Here is a 15,203-nt window from a genome sequence, read left to right as displayed (position 1 = left end):
GGGGCGGGCGTCAGTCGTCGCCCTCCACGCGCATCACGCCGGCGACCGCGCGGACGATGTCGAGCTCGCGCAGCCCCTCCATGGTCGCCGTGAGGGCCGCGTCGGTGGCGCGGTGGCTGACGATGACGAGCTGGGCGTCGTCGCCGTGCCCCTCCTGGCGGACGGTCTGGATGGACACGTCGTGCTTGGCGAACAGGTCGGCCACCCGTGCCAGCACGCCCGGCTTGTCGGCCACGTCGAGCGCCACGTGGCAGCGCGTGACCGTGTCGCCCATCGGGTGGACGGCCAGGTCGGCGTAGGTGGACTCCTCGGGCCCGTGGGTGCCGGCCAGCCGGTTGCGGCCGACGGCCACCAGGTCGCCGAGCACGGCCGAGGCCGTCGGCGCGCCGCCGGCGCCCTTGCCGTAGAACATGAGCTGCCCGGCCGACTCGGCCTCCACGAACACCGCGTTGTACGCCTCGCGCACCCCCGCCAGCGGGTGGGTGCGCGGGATCATCGCCGGGTGCACCCGCACGCCGAACGACCGGCCGTCGTCGGAGCGCTGGCAGATGGCCAGCAGCTTGATGACGTAGCCCATGGCCTTGGCGGAGGCGACGTCGGTCGCGGTGATCTCGGTGATGCCCTCGCGGTGCACCTGGTCGGCGGTGACCCGGCTGTGGAAGGCCAGGCCGGCCAGGATCGCGGCCTTGGCGGCGGCGTCGAAGCCCTCGACGTCGGCCGTCGGGTCGGCCTCGGCGTAGCCGAGCGTCTGGGCCTCCTCCAGGGCGTCGGTGAAGGACGCGCCCGAGGTGTCCATCTTGTCGAGGATGTAGTTGGTGGTGCCGTTGACGATGCCGAGCACGCGCTTGACGTGGTCGCCGGCCAGCGACTCGCGCAGCGGGCGCAGCAGCGGGATCGCGCCGGCGACGCTGGCCTCGAAGTAGAGGTCGCCGCCGCCCCGGCGGGCCGCCTCGTGCAGGGACGAGCCGTCCTCGGCCAGCAGGGCCTTGTTGGCGGTGACGACCGACTTGCCGCGTTCGAGGGCGGCCACGATGAGCGTGCGGGCCGGCTCGATGCCGCCGATCACCTCGACGACGATGTCGATGTCGTCGCGGGTGACCAGCGACTCGACGTCGGTGGTCAGCAGCGCCGGGTCGACCTCGATGTCGCGCTTGCGCCCGAGCCGGCGCACGGCCACGCCGGCCAGCTCCAGCGGCGCGCCGATGCGCGCGGCCAGGTCGTCGGCCTGCTCGTGCAGGAGCCTGATGACCTGCGAGCCGACGACGCCGCAGCCCAGCAGAGCCACTTTCAGCGGTTTCACAGCTGCCCCCTCAACAGGTCGTCCTCGGTCTCGCCCGCCACGATCACCCGGGCCGCGCCGTCGGCGACGGCGACCACGGCGGGCCTGGGCAGGTAGTTGTAGTTGCTGGCCAGCGAACGGCAGTAGGCGCCGGTCGCGGCCACGGCGACAAGGTCGCCGGGCGCCAGGTCGGCGGGCAGGTGGAAGTCGCGCACGAGGATGTCGCCGCTCTCGCAGTGCTTGCCGACCAGGCGGCTGAGCATGGGCGCGGCGTCGCTGGCGCGGCTGACGAGGGCGGCGGTGTACTCGGCGCCGTAGAGGGCGGTGCGCACGTTGTCGCTCATGCCGCCGTCGACGCTGACGTACGTGCGCAGCCCCTCGACGTCCTTGACCGTGCCGACCTCGTAGAGGGTGATGCCGCCCGGACCCACGATGGTGCGGCCCGGCTCGACGGTCAGGCGCGGCACCGGCAGGCCGGCGTCGGCGCAGACCTTGGTGACGATCTCGCGCAGGCCGTCGGCCAGCTCCTTGATGTCGGGGGCCTCGTCGCCCTCGACGTAGGCGATGCCGTAGCCGCCGCCGAGGTCGAGCTCGGGCAGGACGACGTCGTGCTCGTCCTTGATCTGCACGAGCAGCGTGGCCAGCCGCCGCGCGGCCACCTCGAACCCGGCGGTGTCGACGATCTGCGACCCGATGTGGGAGTGGAGGCCGACCAGGTCGAGCTGCGGCAGCGCGAGGATGCGGCGCACGGCCTCGGCGGCGGCGCCGGTGTTGAGCGACAGGCCGAACTTCTGGTCGTCGTGGGCCGTGGCGATGAACTCGTGGGTGTGGGCCTCGACCCCGGTGGTCACCCGGATCATCACCTTGGGCCGCCTGCCGAGCTGCTCGGCGAGGTAGCCGAGGCGGGCGATCTCCTCGTAGGAGTCGACCACGATGTGCCCGACGCCGCACTCCAGGGCGCGGGTCAGCTCGGCCGTGGACTTGTTGTTGCCGTGGAGGGTGATGCGCTCGGGCGGGAAGCCGACGCTGAGCGCCACCGCCAGCTCGCCGCCGCTGGCGACGTCGAGCCCGAGGCCCTCGTCGGCCAGCCAGCGCACGATCTCCTTGCACAGGAACGCCTTGCCCGCGTAGTGGACCTCGGAGCCCTGGAAGGCCGTGGCGTAGTCGCGCATGCGTGAGCGTACGTCGGCCTCGTCGAGGACGTAGAGCGGCGTGCCGAACTCGCGGGCCAGGTCGCGCACGTCGACGCCGCCGACCGTGAGCGTGCCGTCGGTCCGGGTCGACGTTCGGGGCCAGATCGCGGGGTCGATCCGGTTGAGGTCGGCGGGCGCCATCGGGGGGCGCTCGTGGGGCAGCATCTCGGCGTGCCGGTCCCCGGCTGGATGGACGAAGCTCACCCGATCGAGGCTATCGGAACCGCCGCCCCTTCCAGGACCGCTGCCCACGTATCGAGACACGATCAAGGTCCACAAGCAACATTTTCACGATTTTTCGCGCTTTAGCCGGATATTTTACGATTCATCACAATCTTTCCGGCCCAACCAGTACCCCCCGGACGGCCTCCGTCAGCCGCAACCGCGCCGTGTGCACCGGCCGGACCGGCTCGTCCCCCATCGGGACGGCGGGGGCGTGCTCGTGGGCGTCGTGGTAGGCCAGCGCCAGCCGGACGGAGTAGGCGTCCCAGCCGGGGTCGCGGCTGACGGCGCGTCCGGGCAGCTCGGCCAGCACCCGCAGCACCCGGCGGTCGTAGGGGCCGTCGAGCAGCTCGGGCCGGAAGCCGGTGAGCGGCACCCCCAGCTCCCCGGCCCACCGCCGCACCGCACAGGCACGGACGTGGGCGTACCGGACGACGAAGCCCGGGTTGTCCCACGTGCGCGGGAAGTCGGGCCAGCCGGGCTCGGGCAGGGCGGGCGCGTCCAGGGACTCGACCAGCCGTCCCGGCGCGTCCACGACGATGCGCAGGAAGCCGTTCGGCCGCGCCTGCGCCTCGGCCACCCCGTCGACCGCCCGCACCCGCGCGGCCAGCTCGGCCGGCGGGACGCGGCGGCGCAGGGCGGCGGCCGTCACGTAGACGGCCTCCCGCTCCCACGTGCCCTCGGGCGCCGGCGGCTCCCCCAGCACCTCCGCCAGCGACTGGGCGAGCAGGTCGGTCATCGGCTCAGCGTAGGCGTCAGATCAGCGCGTGCGGCTCCGCCGAGCCGTACTCGACCAGGTGGGCCGCGCCGAGCAGCCAGCGGTCCTCGTCGCGCACCCGCACGTAGCCGAACCGGTCGGCGGAGAACACCTTGACGCCGTCGGTGCGGCACTGGCGCATCATGACCTCGTCCCAGCCCTCGGTGAGGTCGGCGAAGCCCACCTCGCGCAGGGCGTTCCTGCGGGCGAGCAGGGTGGCCCCGGCGATCTCGGGGAGGTAGGCGTACTCGGCCTCGGGCTGCTTGAGCAGGGTCGCCTGGGGCTTGCGCAGGTGGGCGTAGAAGGCGGCCTTGCCGACGATGTCGGCCGTGCTGAACAGGAAGGCCCGGCGCAGGTCGGACAGGTAGTGCGGGCCGTAGACGTCGCGCGGGTCCATGACCGCGACCAGGTCGGCCTCGCACAGGTCGAGGCCCTTGGCCAGCATCGCGCCCTCGCTCATGGCGGGGTGGGGCCGCCGGTACAGCACCTCGGCGTCGATCAGCACGTCGCGGGCGCGCAGCTCGGCCTCGGGCGGCCCGATGACGATCACCTGGGCCACGCCGGACTGCCTGGCCACCTGGGCCAGCGCGTGCTCCATGAGCGACGGGTCGAGGATCGGCAGCAGCACGGAGGTGTCGAGGGTGGCGCGGGCGCTGGGCAGGCCGATGGCCTCCAGCAGCTCGTCCACGCGCTCGGTCATCGTCCCGGTGCCGTAGGCCCGGCGCAGCGCCACGTGCGCCCGCCGCGAGTCCGGCTCGGTGCCGATCGGCGTGCCGCAGGCGGCGATCTCGGCCAGCCGCCACTGCGGCGTGCCCGGCGGGCAGTCGGCCGCGGCCGGCCAGCGGTAGGAGGTGAGCACGTCGGGATAGGCCAGGTGCGGCGGCAGCAGCTGGTCGAGCGTGAGCACCCGGTCGACCCGCCCGCCGGCCAGCGGCAGCGGGTTGTGCACTCGGGGCTGCACGCCGAAGTGCAGGCGCGGCCACGGGACCGTCATGTCGGTGGTGAAGCGGTGCTCGAACAGCTCGGCCGCGGCGGCGTAGTCGGCCACGTCGCCCTGGGTGTGCCAGAAGACGGTGCGGATGCCGCGCTCGGCGCACCAGGCCAGCAGCGCCCTGAGCCCCTCGCCCGGCTCGCCGGTCAGCTCCTCCAGCCACGGCCCCTGCGTGACGGACTCCACCACGAGCAGGTGGGGCACCTCCAGCGGCAGCACGCGGGCGAAGTCGCGCGGCGTGAACCCGGTCGTCTGACGCCATTCGTAGCGCAGCAGCGCCTCGACGTGCGGATCGGCGACGACGGCGGCGGTCAGGTGCGGGCGGGTGTTGGGCCCGGTGGGGATCCGGTACGGCTTGAGCCGGAACGAGGCACCGCCCAGCGTCCTGGTCGTGCTGGTGGCCTGGAACGACACCCCCGGACGCGCCTCCTTGGCCCCCTGGACGGCCACCGGCCGGCGCTTGGGCGCGCTGGGCCGCTTGACCGGCCTGGCCGCGCCCTTGAGCCCCTTGGCCAGGCGCATCGGGTTGTTCTTGCCGCTCTTGATGGCGTCGCCGAGCCGGTTCCAGCGGGCGACCTTGATCGAGGACAGCTTCCAGTTGGCCACCTCGGCCTGGAAGCGCTGCTCGGCCAGCTCCTTGCGCAGCCTGTCGGCCGCGGCCCGCTCGGCCTCCAGCCGCTCCTCGGTCTCGCTCAGCTGCTCGGCCAGCTTCCTGGCCTCCTCGGCGCTCTCCTCGGCGGCCGCCAGCCTGGACTGCGCGGCGTCCAGCAGCCTGGCCAGTTCGGCCGCGCGCTCGGCCTGCGCGACAGCTTCCCGCAACGCCCGACGCGTGCTTTCCAGCTCGGTAGACAACCGGACCTCCGCTCTCTCAGCCCGGCAAAGGATACTCTTTTGCAGGGAGCGTCTCGAAGGGATGAGATCCGGTGCAGTTCAACGTGCGACCCTACGTATGCGGCGCTCTCGGCCGGATCGACACCTCCATACTGGGCAAACTCACCGCCGCGGGCCCCAAGGTGCGGCCCGCGCTCCAGACGGACGAGGCCGCGCTGTTCAGCTCCGCGCCGCTGCCGCCGTACCACCGGGCGGGCGGCGCGTTCGCGTTCTCGTGGGGTGAGCGCAAGCCCGCCGCCGCCGAGGACTGGATGACGGTCGCGGAGACGTACGAGACGCCCGGCCTGATCGGCGACGGCGCGCGGGTGACGCTGCACGCGGGCGCGCTCGGCCTGGTCGACGTCTACTACGTGCGGCATGGCGACGCGGTCTACTTCTCCTCGCTGATCCAGCCGTTGCTCAGCCTGGTGCCCATCGAGATCGACTGGGCCGCCTGGGCCTCGATCATCCAGGTGACGTTCCCGCTGGGCGAGGCGACCCCGTACCAGGAGGTCAGGCGGCTGCCAGGGTCGAGCGCGCTGGTCTTCGAGCACGGCCGGCTGGCCACTGAGCGCCGGTTGCCGCGCTGGCTGCGCACCGAGCCGTACGAGGCGTGGACCAGCCCCGAGGAGATCGTCGAGCTGCTGCACCACGTCTACCAGGACTACGACGGCCGCAGGCTGCTCGTGCCGGTCAGCGGCGGCTACGACTCGCGCCTGCTGGCCAGCGTGGCCATGGCCCGCGGCGCCGACGTCGAGTCGTGGACCACCAGCCCCGACGATGGCACCGACACCGACATCGCCTTCGCCAGGGCGATCACCCGCGAGCTGGGCATCCCGCACCGGGTCGTCACCCAGGACGCCGCCGCCTACCCCGCCGACGCCGCCGAGGTGGCCCGCCGGCTGGAGTACCTGACGCCGCACCACGCCTGGTACGCGCCGTTCGCCAAGGAGGTGCACGGCTCGGGCCGCATCCTGGTCGACGGCCTGGCCGGCGGCCCGCTGCTGAAGAACTTCATGGTCAGCGGCGCCGCGCTGGAGGCCAGGACGCAGGCCGAGCGGTCGGCGGCGCTGCTGGGCTCGCTGTCGCTGGGCGCGCCCGCGCAGCCGTTCCTGTCCAAGGCGGCCGCGCAGTGGATGGAGGAGACCGTGCGCGAGCAGTTCGCGGCGGCCACCTCGATGCTCCACGGCCACCGGGCCGAGCTGCCGCTGTCGGTGCTGCACACCAGGACCGTGCGCGGCATCGCGCGTTCGGCGGTCAACCTGGTGGGGCCGGAGGCGTCGTTCGCGGCGCCGTTCATCCATCCCGCCTTCTTCGACGCCGCGCTCAGCGTCGGCGTCGCGCGCAAGGACAAGGGCCGCTTCTACCGCGAGGTGCTGCACGCGGCCAACCCGAGGGTGGCCGCGCTGCCGTCCACGAACGTGGTCAAGCAGCCGCTCCAGCGGGTGCCCCTGCGTTCCACGGCCGCGCCTGCGCGGGCCTATTCCCACGCCATGCTCGAAGTCGTGGCCCGGCGCGTGCCCGCGATGCTCTCCGACGAGCTGCACGAGGTGATCGCCGGCGGTCCGGACGCGCTGACCCGGTTCAACGGCTGGAACGACCGTTTCTGGGTGCGCGGACTGGTGCTTTTCGGACTCTGGCTGAACGACTTCGAGAACGACCTCCCGGACGTCACCGCACCTTTTTAGTGAACTCTGGGTAACAGGGCGATTACGTACGGATCTCGCGGGTATTACACGTCGCACAGCAGAAGCGGGTTCCGGAAAGCCACCGGGCTGGTAGTGTTCGGCCCGTAAGCGCCGCAACAAACGGGCACCAGATCACAAATCAGGTCTCGTTCGAGGGCATGGAGTTCGCAGGGATGACGACTCCACGCGGCGCGGTCACCAGCTAAGAACGCCGGGGTAACCGGTGACTTCGTCCTGCCCACATCTCTTCCTGTGAGCGACATCATGATCAACGCATCCCCATCACCTGAGTCGATCTCTGAGGCTTTCGTCTCGGAAGATCCGCGATGGTACAAGCGGGCGGTGTTCTACGAGGTTCTCGTCCGGGGGTTCAAGGACTCCAACGGTGACGGCACGGGCGACCTGCGCGGTCTCATCGAGAAGCTCGGGTACCTGGAATGGCTCGGCGTCGACTGCCTCTGGCTGCTGCCGCTGTACGAGTCTCCGCTGCGCGATGGCGGTTATGACATTTCGGACTATATGAAGATCCTTCCGGATTTTGGCGACCTGGGGGACTTCGTCCAGTTGATCGAGGCCGCGCACGAGCGGGGCCTGCGGATCATCACCGACCTGGTCATGAACCACACCAGCGACAGGCACCCGTGGTTCCAGGCCTCCAGGCACGATCCGGAGGGGCCCTACGGGGACTTCTACGTCTGGTCCGACGAGCCCACCGGCTATCCGGACGCGCCGATCATCTTCATCGGCGCCGAGGAGTCCAACTGGACGTACGACCCCGTGCGCAAGCAGTACTACTGGCACCGTTTCTTCCACCACCAGCCGGACCTGAACTATGACAACCCGGCGGTGCAGGAGGCCATGCTGGAGGTGCTGCGGTTCTGGCTCGACCTGGGGATCGACGGTTTCCGCCTCGACGCGGTGCCGTACCTGTTCGAGCGTGAGGGCACGGCGTGCTCCGGGCTGCCCGAGACGCACGCGTACCTGAAGAAGATCCGCTCGGAGGTCGACCGGCTCTACCCCGACCGGGTGCTGCTGGCCGAGGCCAACGGCTGGCCCGAGGACGTCGTGGAGTACTTCGGCGACCCCACCACCGGCGGCGACGAGTGCCACATGGCCTTCCACTTCCCGCTGATGCCGCGCATCTACATGGCGGTGAAGAAGGAGACCCGCGAGCCGATCTCCGAGATCATGTCCCGCACCCCCAAGCTGCCCGACACGGCACAGTGGGGCATCTTCCTGCGCAACCACGACGAGCTGACGCTCGAGACGGTGACCGAGGAAGAGCGCGACTACATGCACAAGGAGTACGCCAAGGACCCGCGCATGCGGGCCTACCTCGGCATCCGGCGCCGGCTGGCGCCCCTGCTGGACAACAACCGGGACCTGATCGAGCTGTTCACGGCGCTGTTGTTGTCGCTGCCGGGCTCGCCGGTCATGTACTACGGCGACGAGATCGGCATGGGCGACAACATCTGGCTGGAGGACCGCGACTCGGTCCGCACGCCGATGCAGTGGAGCCCCGACCGCAACGCCGGGTTCTCCTCGGCCGACCCGGGCCGCCTCTACCTGCCGGCCGTCATGGACCCGATCTACGGCTTCCAGGCGGTCAACGTGGAGGCCCAGCAGCGCCACGCGGGCTCCCTGCTGCACTTCACCCGCAGCATGCTGGAGATCCGCAAGAACCACCCGGTGTTCGGCCTCGGCGCCTACACCGAAATGTGGTCCTCCAACCCGTGCGTGCTCACGTACGTGCGCGAGGACCGCGACGACGTGATGCTCTGCGTCAACAACCTGTCGAAGTTCCCGCAGCCCGTCGAGCTGGACCTGCGCAGGTTCGAGGGCATGGTGCCGGTCGAGGCCCGCGGCGGGGTGCGCTTCCCGAAGATCGGTGAGCTGCCCTACCTGCTGACCCTGCCGGGCCACGGCTTCTACTGGTTCGCGCTGAAGGCCGGGGACTGAGCACAGCCCCCGGGCAGATCAGCGTGACGTGACGGGCACCTGGGCACGGGCCGCGCGGCGGGCGGGAATGAGCGCCACCGCGAGGGCCGTGCCCACTGCCGTCACCACGGCCAGTCCCAGCGTCACCGGCGAGGGCGCGCGGCCGATGCCCGCGCCCACGCCGCTCGTGTGACCCTGCAGGTCGATCAGGCCCACCACCACGGACGCCCCCACCGCCGTGCCGGCGCCGACGCCGAGCACGACCAGCAGGCCGGTGCCGGTCACCAGCGTGGCCATGACCTGGCGTGGCGTCAGCCCCATGGCCTTGAGCACGGCCAGGTCGAAGGCGTGGTCGCGCAGGCCGATCGCGCTCGCGGTGAGCAGGTTGGCCAGGCCGATCAGGGCCAGCACGGCGATCAGCGCCACGATCACCACTCTGATGATCGACAGCCGGTCGGCCGGGTTGACCGCGGCCTGCACGTCGAGGTTCTCCCCCGACTCGGCCAGCAGCCTGGCGCGCACCTCCGCCTTGTCGGCGCCCGGCCGCAGGGCCAGCGCGTAGTACTGGGGCGGCACGGAGTCCTTGGCGGCCAGGCTGTCCAGGCCCACCGAGAGCACCTCGCCGTCCAGGTCGGGCTCGACGGTGCGGCCCACGATCCGGACGATCAGCGGCGAGCCGCCCACGGTCAGCCGCACCCGGTCGCCGATCCTGACCCCCAGCAGGTCGAGCAGACCCTGCCCGGCGACCGCCTCGCCGCGCTCGGCGTAGCCCCTGCCCTCCATCACGGGGAACGGGTAGGGGTCGGTCGAGCTGCCGACCGCCCGTACCCGGACCGACCGGGCCTCGCCCGGGGCCAGGGCGTTCACGTCGGTGCCCGGGTAGACCGAGCGCACGTCGCGATCACGTTCGGCGATGCGCTGGGCCTCGGCCGACTCCATCTGCTTGCCGGGGCGGACGTACAGGCTGGCGTGCTGGCCGACCTGTTCGGGGTGGCTGAGGAAGTTGTCGAGGGTGGCCCAGACGCCGAGGCCGATCGTGATCATCATCATCGGCACGGCCAGGCCGAACGCCGTCAGGAACGCCGGCACGCGCCTGGTGAAGGCGTCGCGGGTGCCCAGGATCAGGGCGGGCGGGAGGCGTACGAGCAGGCCGAGCCGGGCCAGCCGGGACAGGTGGCCGCGCGGCGGCGAGGCCGGCACGGCGGGGATCGGGGGCGTGCGCGCCCCCCGCCAGGCGGGCACCCCCACCGCGCCGAGGACGACCAGCGCCGTGCCCGCCACGATGGCCAGCACCGGCACCGGCGCGGCCGAGTACGTGCCGAGCACCACCGCGGTCGCCCCCCAGCCCGCCAGCGCGCCGAGACCGACGCCGAGCAGGCCGAGCGCGCCGTGCTCGACCAGGAGCAGCAGGGCGACCTGACCGCCGGTGAAGCCCATCGACTTGAGCGTGGCCAGGTCGCGGAGCTGGCCGAGCACCCGGCCGCCGGCGGCGTTGGCCAGCGCGAGCGCCGCCGCGACCATGCCGACCACGCCGAACAGCGCGAGCAGCGTGCCGAGCAGCCGGTTGTCCAGCTCCATCGCGGCCCTGACCTCGCGCCAGGTGTAGACGCGCTGGAGCTTGTCCTCCAGCATCACCACGACGCGCTGGGCCACGACCTGGCTGGCGTCGGGGTCGGACAGGCGCAGCCCGGTGACCCATTCGCTGCGGCCCAGCATGGGCTCGACGCGGTCGAGCGTGGCGGGCAGCACCCAGGCCAGCCCGGGGGTCCATTCGGGGTAGAAGCCCTGGTCGGCGGAGTCGGCGATGCCGCGCACGTACAGGGTGTGGCGCTCGCCGCTGAGCGCGATGACGGTGAACGGTGAGCCGATCGCCAGGCCCAGCGACCTGGCGAAGGAGTGTTCGACGACCACGCCGTCAGGCTGCGAGCCGTCGAGCCACCTGCCCTCGGCCAGCACGGGATGGGCCACCCGGGGCGGCGAGGCGGGCATCGCGCGCAGCGACGCGGGCTCCTTCTTGCCCTCCTGCGCCACGGTGACGGGCGCCGAGCGGTAGGGGCCCGCGGTGCCGGTGACGCCGTCGATGCCGCCCAGGGCGACGTCGGGGTCGTCGTCGGTGTAGACCCAGACGTGGGCGCCGTCGGTCTGGGCCGACAGGCTGCGCCACGGGTTGGTGCCGTCCTCCAGGAGGGTCGCCGCGGTGATCAGGGCGGCCACGATCCCGGCCACGACCAGCACGGTGAGCACCGCCTGGCCCTTCCTGGCCCGCAGGTCGGCCTTGATCCACCGGCTTCCGGCCAGGGTGGTGCTCATCGGAGGTCGATCACCTCGCCGGCGGTGCGGGTGCGGCGGCGGGCGATGCGGCCGTCGTCGACGATCTCGCCGTCGAACAGCGACACCAGCCGGTCGGCCAGGCCCGCCACCCGGGCGTCGTGGGTGACCATGACGATCGTCTGCCCCTCTTTGTGCACGTCGCTGAGCAGGCGCAGCACGTCGCGCGTGTTGCGGCTGTCGAGGTTGCCGGTGGGCTCGTCGGCCAGCAGCAGGCTGGGCTTGTTGGCCAGGGCCCTGGCCAGCGCGACGCGCTGCTGCTCGCCGCCGGAGAGCTGGGCGGGCGAGGCCCCGGCGCGGTCGGCCAGGTTGAGCGCGCCGAGCAGGCTCTCGCGCCGCTCGCGGGCCACCTTGGGCGAGGCTCCGGCCAGCAGCGCGGGCAGCTCGACGTTGTCGCCGACGGTCATGTTGGCGACCAGGTTGAAGAACTGGAAGACGAAGCCGACCTTCTTGCGCCGCAGCAGCGCCCAGGCGCTCTCGGAGAGGGTGTCGACCCGCTGCCCGTCGAGCCAGATCTCGCCGCTGGTGCGCGCGTCGAGGCCGCCGAGCATGTGCACGAGCGTGGACTTGCCCGAGCCGGACGGCCCCATCACCGCGACGAACTCGCCCGGCTCGACCTGGAGGTCCACCCCGCGCACGGCCGGCACCGGCACTGCGCCATCTTGGTAGATTTTGACCAGATTGACCGTTTTTAGGACCGAGCTCATGCCAGATCCTCCTGGCATCGCTCCAGCCAGTCAAGATCGGCCTGAAGGTGCAGCATGGCCCCTTCGATCAGCAGCAGGGCCACCCGGTCGGTGGGCTCCGTACGGGAGAGCAGGTCATTGAGGTCGCCCATGAGCGACAGGTAGTGGCGGCGCTGGCGACTGATCAGCGCCATCCGGTCGGCGATGCCGGTGAGCGGCGCGAGCACGAGCTTCATGAAGAACTCGTCGCGCACCCTGGGCCCTTCTGTGGGCTCGTCGACCCAGATGGTGAGCAGGTCGCGGCCCTTGGCGGTCAGGTAGTAGACCTTCTTGTTCGGCCGGTTGGACTGTTCGACGTCGACGGCCCTGACCAGCCCGTCCTTCTCCAGCCGGCCGAGCGTCACGTATATCTGCCCGATGTTCGGGGAGGGGTAGGCGCTGCCGAACGTCTGTTCAAGGGCCTGTTTGAGCTCGTAGCCGTGGGCCGGTTCCTTGGCCAGGAGCGCCAGCAGGTGAAGCCGCACGCCTCACCTCCCCGCTTTGTGTTACGTGAGCGTTACGTAGGTATCCGTTGACCATCAGATTACAGGTGTGCATAACATGAATGCATCTACCTAACACGTATGTAACCCCGCTGATTGTGGAGGAAACAGAGTGCTGCGCCCGCTTTCGTTCGCTCTGGTCGTCGTGCTGGCGGCCGGATGCACGGTGGCGGGTGACGAGGGCAGCGGCGAGAAGGGGACGGGCGGCACAGGCCCGATCACCTTCGCCACCGGACGCGACACCACGGCGTACCTGCAACCCCTGCTGGACCGCTGGAACCAGGCCCACCCGGCCGAGAAGGTGACGCTGCTGGAGCTGCCCGAGGCCGCTGACGAGCAACGCGCCCAGATGGTGGCCAACCTCCAGGCCCAGAGCAACCGCTACGACGTGCTGGGGCTCGACGTGGTGTGGACCGCCGAGTTCGCGGAGAACGGCTGGATCATCCCCCTGGAGCGCGGGTTGTTCCCGCTCGACAGGTTCCTGCCGCCCGTCGTGGACACGGCCGTCTACAAGGGCAAGCTCTGGGCCGTCCCGTACACCAGCAACGCGGGACTGCTCTACTACCGGACCGATCTCATCAAGAAGCCGCCACAGACCTGGGCGGAACTTCGCGATAAGGCACGAGAGGTAACGAAAAAGCGGGATATCGGAGGCTATGCGGCCCAACTCCTGGCCTACGAAGGCCTGACCGTGAACTTCTCCGAGGCAGTGCAGTCGGCGGGCGGGCAGATTCTCAACCACGACGGCACGGAAGTGACCCTCGATCCGGCCAAGGGGAAGATCGCGCTCGACTTCCTGATGCAGGGGCTGCGGGAGCGCTGGATCACCGGCGACTCCCTCACCTTCAAGGAGGAGGAGACCCGGCTGGCCTTCCAGGACGGGAAGCTGGCCTTCGCCCGCAACTGGCCGCACGCCTACGGCCCTGCCAGGGCCAAGCTGGGCGACCGCTTCGCGGTGACCCGGCTGCCCGGACTCAACGGTCAGGGATCCAGCTCCCTCGGCGGGACCAACCTGGCCGTCAGCGCCTACTCCAAGCACCAGCAGACCGCACAGCAGTTCATCCGCTACTTCACCAGCCTGGAGAACGAACGCCGCGTCCTCACCGAGGGCTCCTTCCCGCCCGTGTGGACCGAGCTGTACGACGACCCGGCCCTGATCAAGCGGTTCCCGTACCTGCCGGTGCTCAAGGAGAGCATCCTCGCCGCCAAACCACGGCCGGTGAGCGCCAACTACAACCAGGTGAGCCTGGTGATCGCCAGCTCGGTCGCCAAGGCCCTGGCCGACCCCGAGAACGAGTCCGCCGACGACGTCGCGGCCTCCATGAAGTCCGAACTCGAAGAGATCATCAGAACCCAGTGAGGCAAGCCATGCGTAAAGCCAGTGCAGCAGTAGTCCTGGCAGGGCTAGCGGTAGCCGTCGCCGCCTGCGGCAACGCCCCGACGACGACGACCCCCACCGCCTCGGAGTCGGCGCCGGCCAGTTCCGCCGCCGGCGCCAAGACGCTCGAAGGCGTCAAGCTGGAGGTCGCGGCCAAGTGGACCGGCGCGGAGCAGAAGAACTTCGAGCAGGTGCTCAAGGCCTTCTCCGACAAGACCGGCGCCACCGTCACCTACGCCTCCACGGGTGAGGACACCGGCGCCTACCTCGGCCCGCGCATCCAGGGCAAGAACCCGCCGGACGTCGCGATCCTGCCGCAGCCGGGTCTGGTTCAGCAGTACGCCAAGCAGGACGCGCTCAAGCCGCTGTCCGCCGAGGTCACCCAGGAGATCGACACCAACTACACGCCGTACTGGAAGGAGCTCGGCTCCGCCGACGGCAAGGTGTACGGCGTGCTGATCAAGGCCGCGCACAAGTCGCTCGTCTGGTACCGCTCCGACGCGTTCGAGGAGGCCGGCGTCCAGGTACCGACGACCTGGGACGAGCTGATCAAGGCCGGCCAGACCATCGCCGACTCCGGCACCCCGCCCTTCTCCCTCTGCGGCGCCTCCGGCTGGACGCTGACCGACCTGTTCGAGAACGTCTACCTGTCCAGCGCCGGCCCGGAGAACTACGACAAGCTCTCCAAGCACGAGATCCCCTGGACCGACGCCAGCGTCGCCACCGCCCTGGAGAAGATCGCGCAGATCGCGGGCAAGAAGGAGTTCGTGCTCGACGGCGCCTCCGGCGCGCTGCAGACCGACTTCCCGACCTGCGTGACCAAGGTCTACGGCAACAAGAAGGCCGCCATGGTCATCGAGGCCGACTTCGTCGCCACCCAGGCCACCCAGGACGGCGCCAAGGTCGGCGAGGGCGCCAAGTACTTCCCGTTCCCGAAGGCCGGCGACACCGCCCCGGTCGTGCTCGGCGGCGACGTGGCCGTGGTCATGAAGGACTCCCCCGGCGCGATGGCCCTGGTGCAGTTCCTGGCCTCCAAGGAGGGCGGCGAGATCTGGGCCAAGCTCCCCGGCTACCTGTCGCCCAACAAGAACGTCTCCCCCGACAACTACCCCGACGAGCTGACCAAGCAGCTCGGCCAGACGATCGTCTCCGCCGGTGACGCCGTCCGCTACGACATGTCGGACCTGGCCCCGAGCGCCTTCGGCGGCACCGACGGCAAGGGCGAGTGGAAGGTCCTGCAGGACTTCCTGCGCAACCCGAGCGACGTCAAGGGCGCCCAGGCGGCGCTCGAGGCCGAGGCCAAGAAGGCCTGGAAGTAAAGAGGTAAGGCC

At 70.8% G+C, this 15,203-nt stretch carries 11 protein-coding genes; 4 read left to right on the top strand and 7 right to left on the bottom strand.

The annotated features are described in order from the left end of the window. Positions 1–10: 10 nt before the first annotated feature. The 4 genes from ABT158_RS02195 to ABT158_RS02180 form a co-directional block, all read right to left on the bottom strand. Positions 11–1,300: a homoserine dehydrogenase gene (locus tag ABT158_RS02195; RefSeq protein ID WP_352349958.1), complete on the bottom strand. Its 1,290-nt coding sequence runs from the start codon at positions 1,298–1,300 to the stop codon at positions 11–13. Next, positions 1,297–2,637, bottom strand: a complete 1,341-nt coding sequence (lysA, locus tag ABT158_RS02190) for a diaminopimelate decarboxylase (protein ID WP_352350483.1) — start codon at positions 2,635–2,637, stop codon at positions 1,297–1,299. The genes ABT158_RS02195 and lysA overlap by 4 nt, the downstream gene beginning before the upstream one ends. Positions 2,638–2,800: 163 nt before the next feature. Further along, complete coding sequence (locus ABT158_RS02185) at positions 2,801–3,433, bottom strand: anticodon-binding protein (protein WP_352349956.1); 633 nt, start codon at positions 3,431–3,433, stop codon at positions 2,801–2,803. Between the two features lie 16 nt (positions 3,434–3,449). Then, a complete protein-coding gene (locus ABT158_RS02180; protein ID WP_352349954.1) occupies positions 3,450–5,261 on the bottom strand; it encodes a hypothetical protein in 1,812 nt (603 codons plus the stop codon). 116 nt (positions 5,262–5,377) lie between these two features. Here ABT158_RS02180 and ABT158_RS02175 point away from each other — a divergent pair, with 116 nt between their 5' ends. After that, positions 5,378–7,000, top strand: a complete 1,623-nt coding sequence (locus ABT158_RS02175) for an asparagine synthetase B family protein (protein ID WP_352349952.1) — start codon at positions 5,378–5,380, stop codon at positions 6,998–7,000. Between the two features lie 264 nt (positions 7,001–7,264). After that, positions 7,265–8,959 (top strand): maltose alpha-D-glucosyltransferase, encoded by a 1,695-nt coding sequence (gene treS, locus ABT158_RS02170; RefSeq protein WP_352349950.1) that lies wholly within the window; start codon positions 7,265–7,267, stop codon positions 8,957–8,959. 18 nt (positions 8,960–8,977) lie between these two features. Here treS and ABT158_RS02165 read toward each other — a convergent pair whose 3' ends face one another. Genes ABT158_RS02165 through ABT158_RS02155 form a run of 3 tightly spaced genes read right to left on the bottom strand, consistent with a single transcriptional unit; the run spans position 8,978 to position 12,476 of the window. After that, positions 8,978–11,248, bottom strand: coding sequence for an ABC transporter permease (locus tag ABT158_RS02165; protein WP_352349948.1), 2,271 nt, complete (start codon positions 11,246–11,248; stop codon positions 8,978–8,980). Next, on the bottom strand, positions 11,245–11,973 hold the full coding sequence (locus tag ABT158_RS02160) for an ABC transporter ATP-binding protein (protein ID WP_352349946.1): 729 nt from the start codon (positions 11,971–11,973) through the stop codon (positions 11,245–11,247). The genes ABT158_RS02165 and ABT158_RS02160 overlap by 4 nt, the downstream gene beginning before the upstream one ends. Next, on the bottom strand, positions 11,970–12,476 hold the full coding sequence (locus ABT158_RS02155; protein WP_352349944.1) for a PadR family transcriptional regulator: 507 nt from the start codon (positions 12,474–12,476) through the stop codon (positions 11,970–11,972). The genes ABT158_RS02160 and ABT158_RS02155 overlap by 4 nt, the downstream gene beginning before the upstream one ends. A gap of 130 nt (positions 12,477–12,606) precedes the next feature. Between ABT158_RS02155 and ABT158_RS02150 the strand changes: the two genes are divergently transcribed. Both ABT158_RS02150 and ABT158_RS02145 read left to right on the top strand, forming a co-directional pair. Next, entirely contained in the window at positions 12,607–13,854 is a 1,248-nt protein-coding gene (locus ABT158_RS02150) for an ABC transporter substrate-binding protein (RefSeq protein WP_352349942.1), read from the top strand. An 8-nt stretch (positions 13,855–13,862) separates the two neighbouring features. Further along, positions 13,863–15,191 carry an ABC transporter substrate-binding protein gene (locus ABT158_RS02145; RefSeq protein WP_352349940.1) on the top strand — a complete coding sequence of 443 codons (1,329 nt, stop codon included), beginning with the start codon at positions 13,863–13,865 and terminating at the stop codon, positions 15,189–15,191. Positions 15,192–15,203: the final 12 nt, after the last annotated feature.

It is taken from the genome of Nonomuraea sp. NPDC001636, assembly GCF_040298265.1.
GTDB lineage: Bacteria > Actinomycetota > Actinomycetes > Streptosporangiales > Streptosporangiaceae > Nonomuraea.
This window is presented reverse-complemented; position numbering and strand designations above follow the sequence as displayed.

Coding starts and splice junctions, on each gene's coding strand:
- lysA (WP_352350483.1), bottom strand. CDS start 2,637: ATGCTGCCCCACGAGCGCCCCCCGATGGCGCCCGCCGACCTCAACCGG.
- ABT158_RS02185 (WP_352349956.1), bottom strand. CDS start 3,433: ATGACCGACCTGCTCGCCCAGTCGCTGGCGGAGGTGCTGGGGGAGCCG.
- treS (WP_352349950.1), top strand. CDS start 7,265: ATGATCAACGCATCCCCATCACCTGAGTCGATCTCTGAGGCTTTCGTC.
- ABT158_RS02165 (WP_352349948.1), bottom strand. CDS start 11,248: ATGAGCACCACCCTGGCCGGAAGCCGGTGGATCAAGGCCGACCTGCGG.
- ABT158_RS02160 (WP_352349946.1), bottom strand. CDS start 11,973: ATGAGCTCGGTCCTAAAAACGGTCAATCTGGTCAAAATCTACCAAGAT.
- ABT158_RS02145 (WP_352349940.1), top strand. CDS start 13,863: ATGCGTAAAGCCAGTGCAGCAGTAGTCCTGGCAGGGCTAGCGGTAGCC.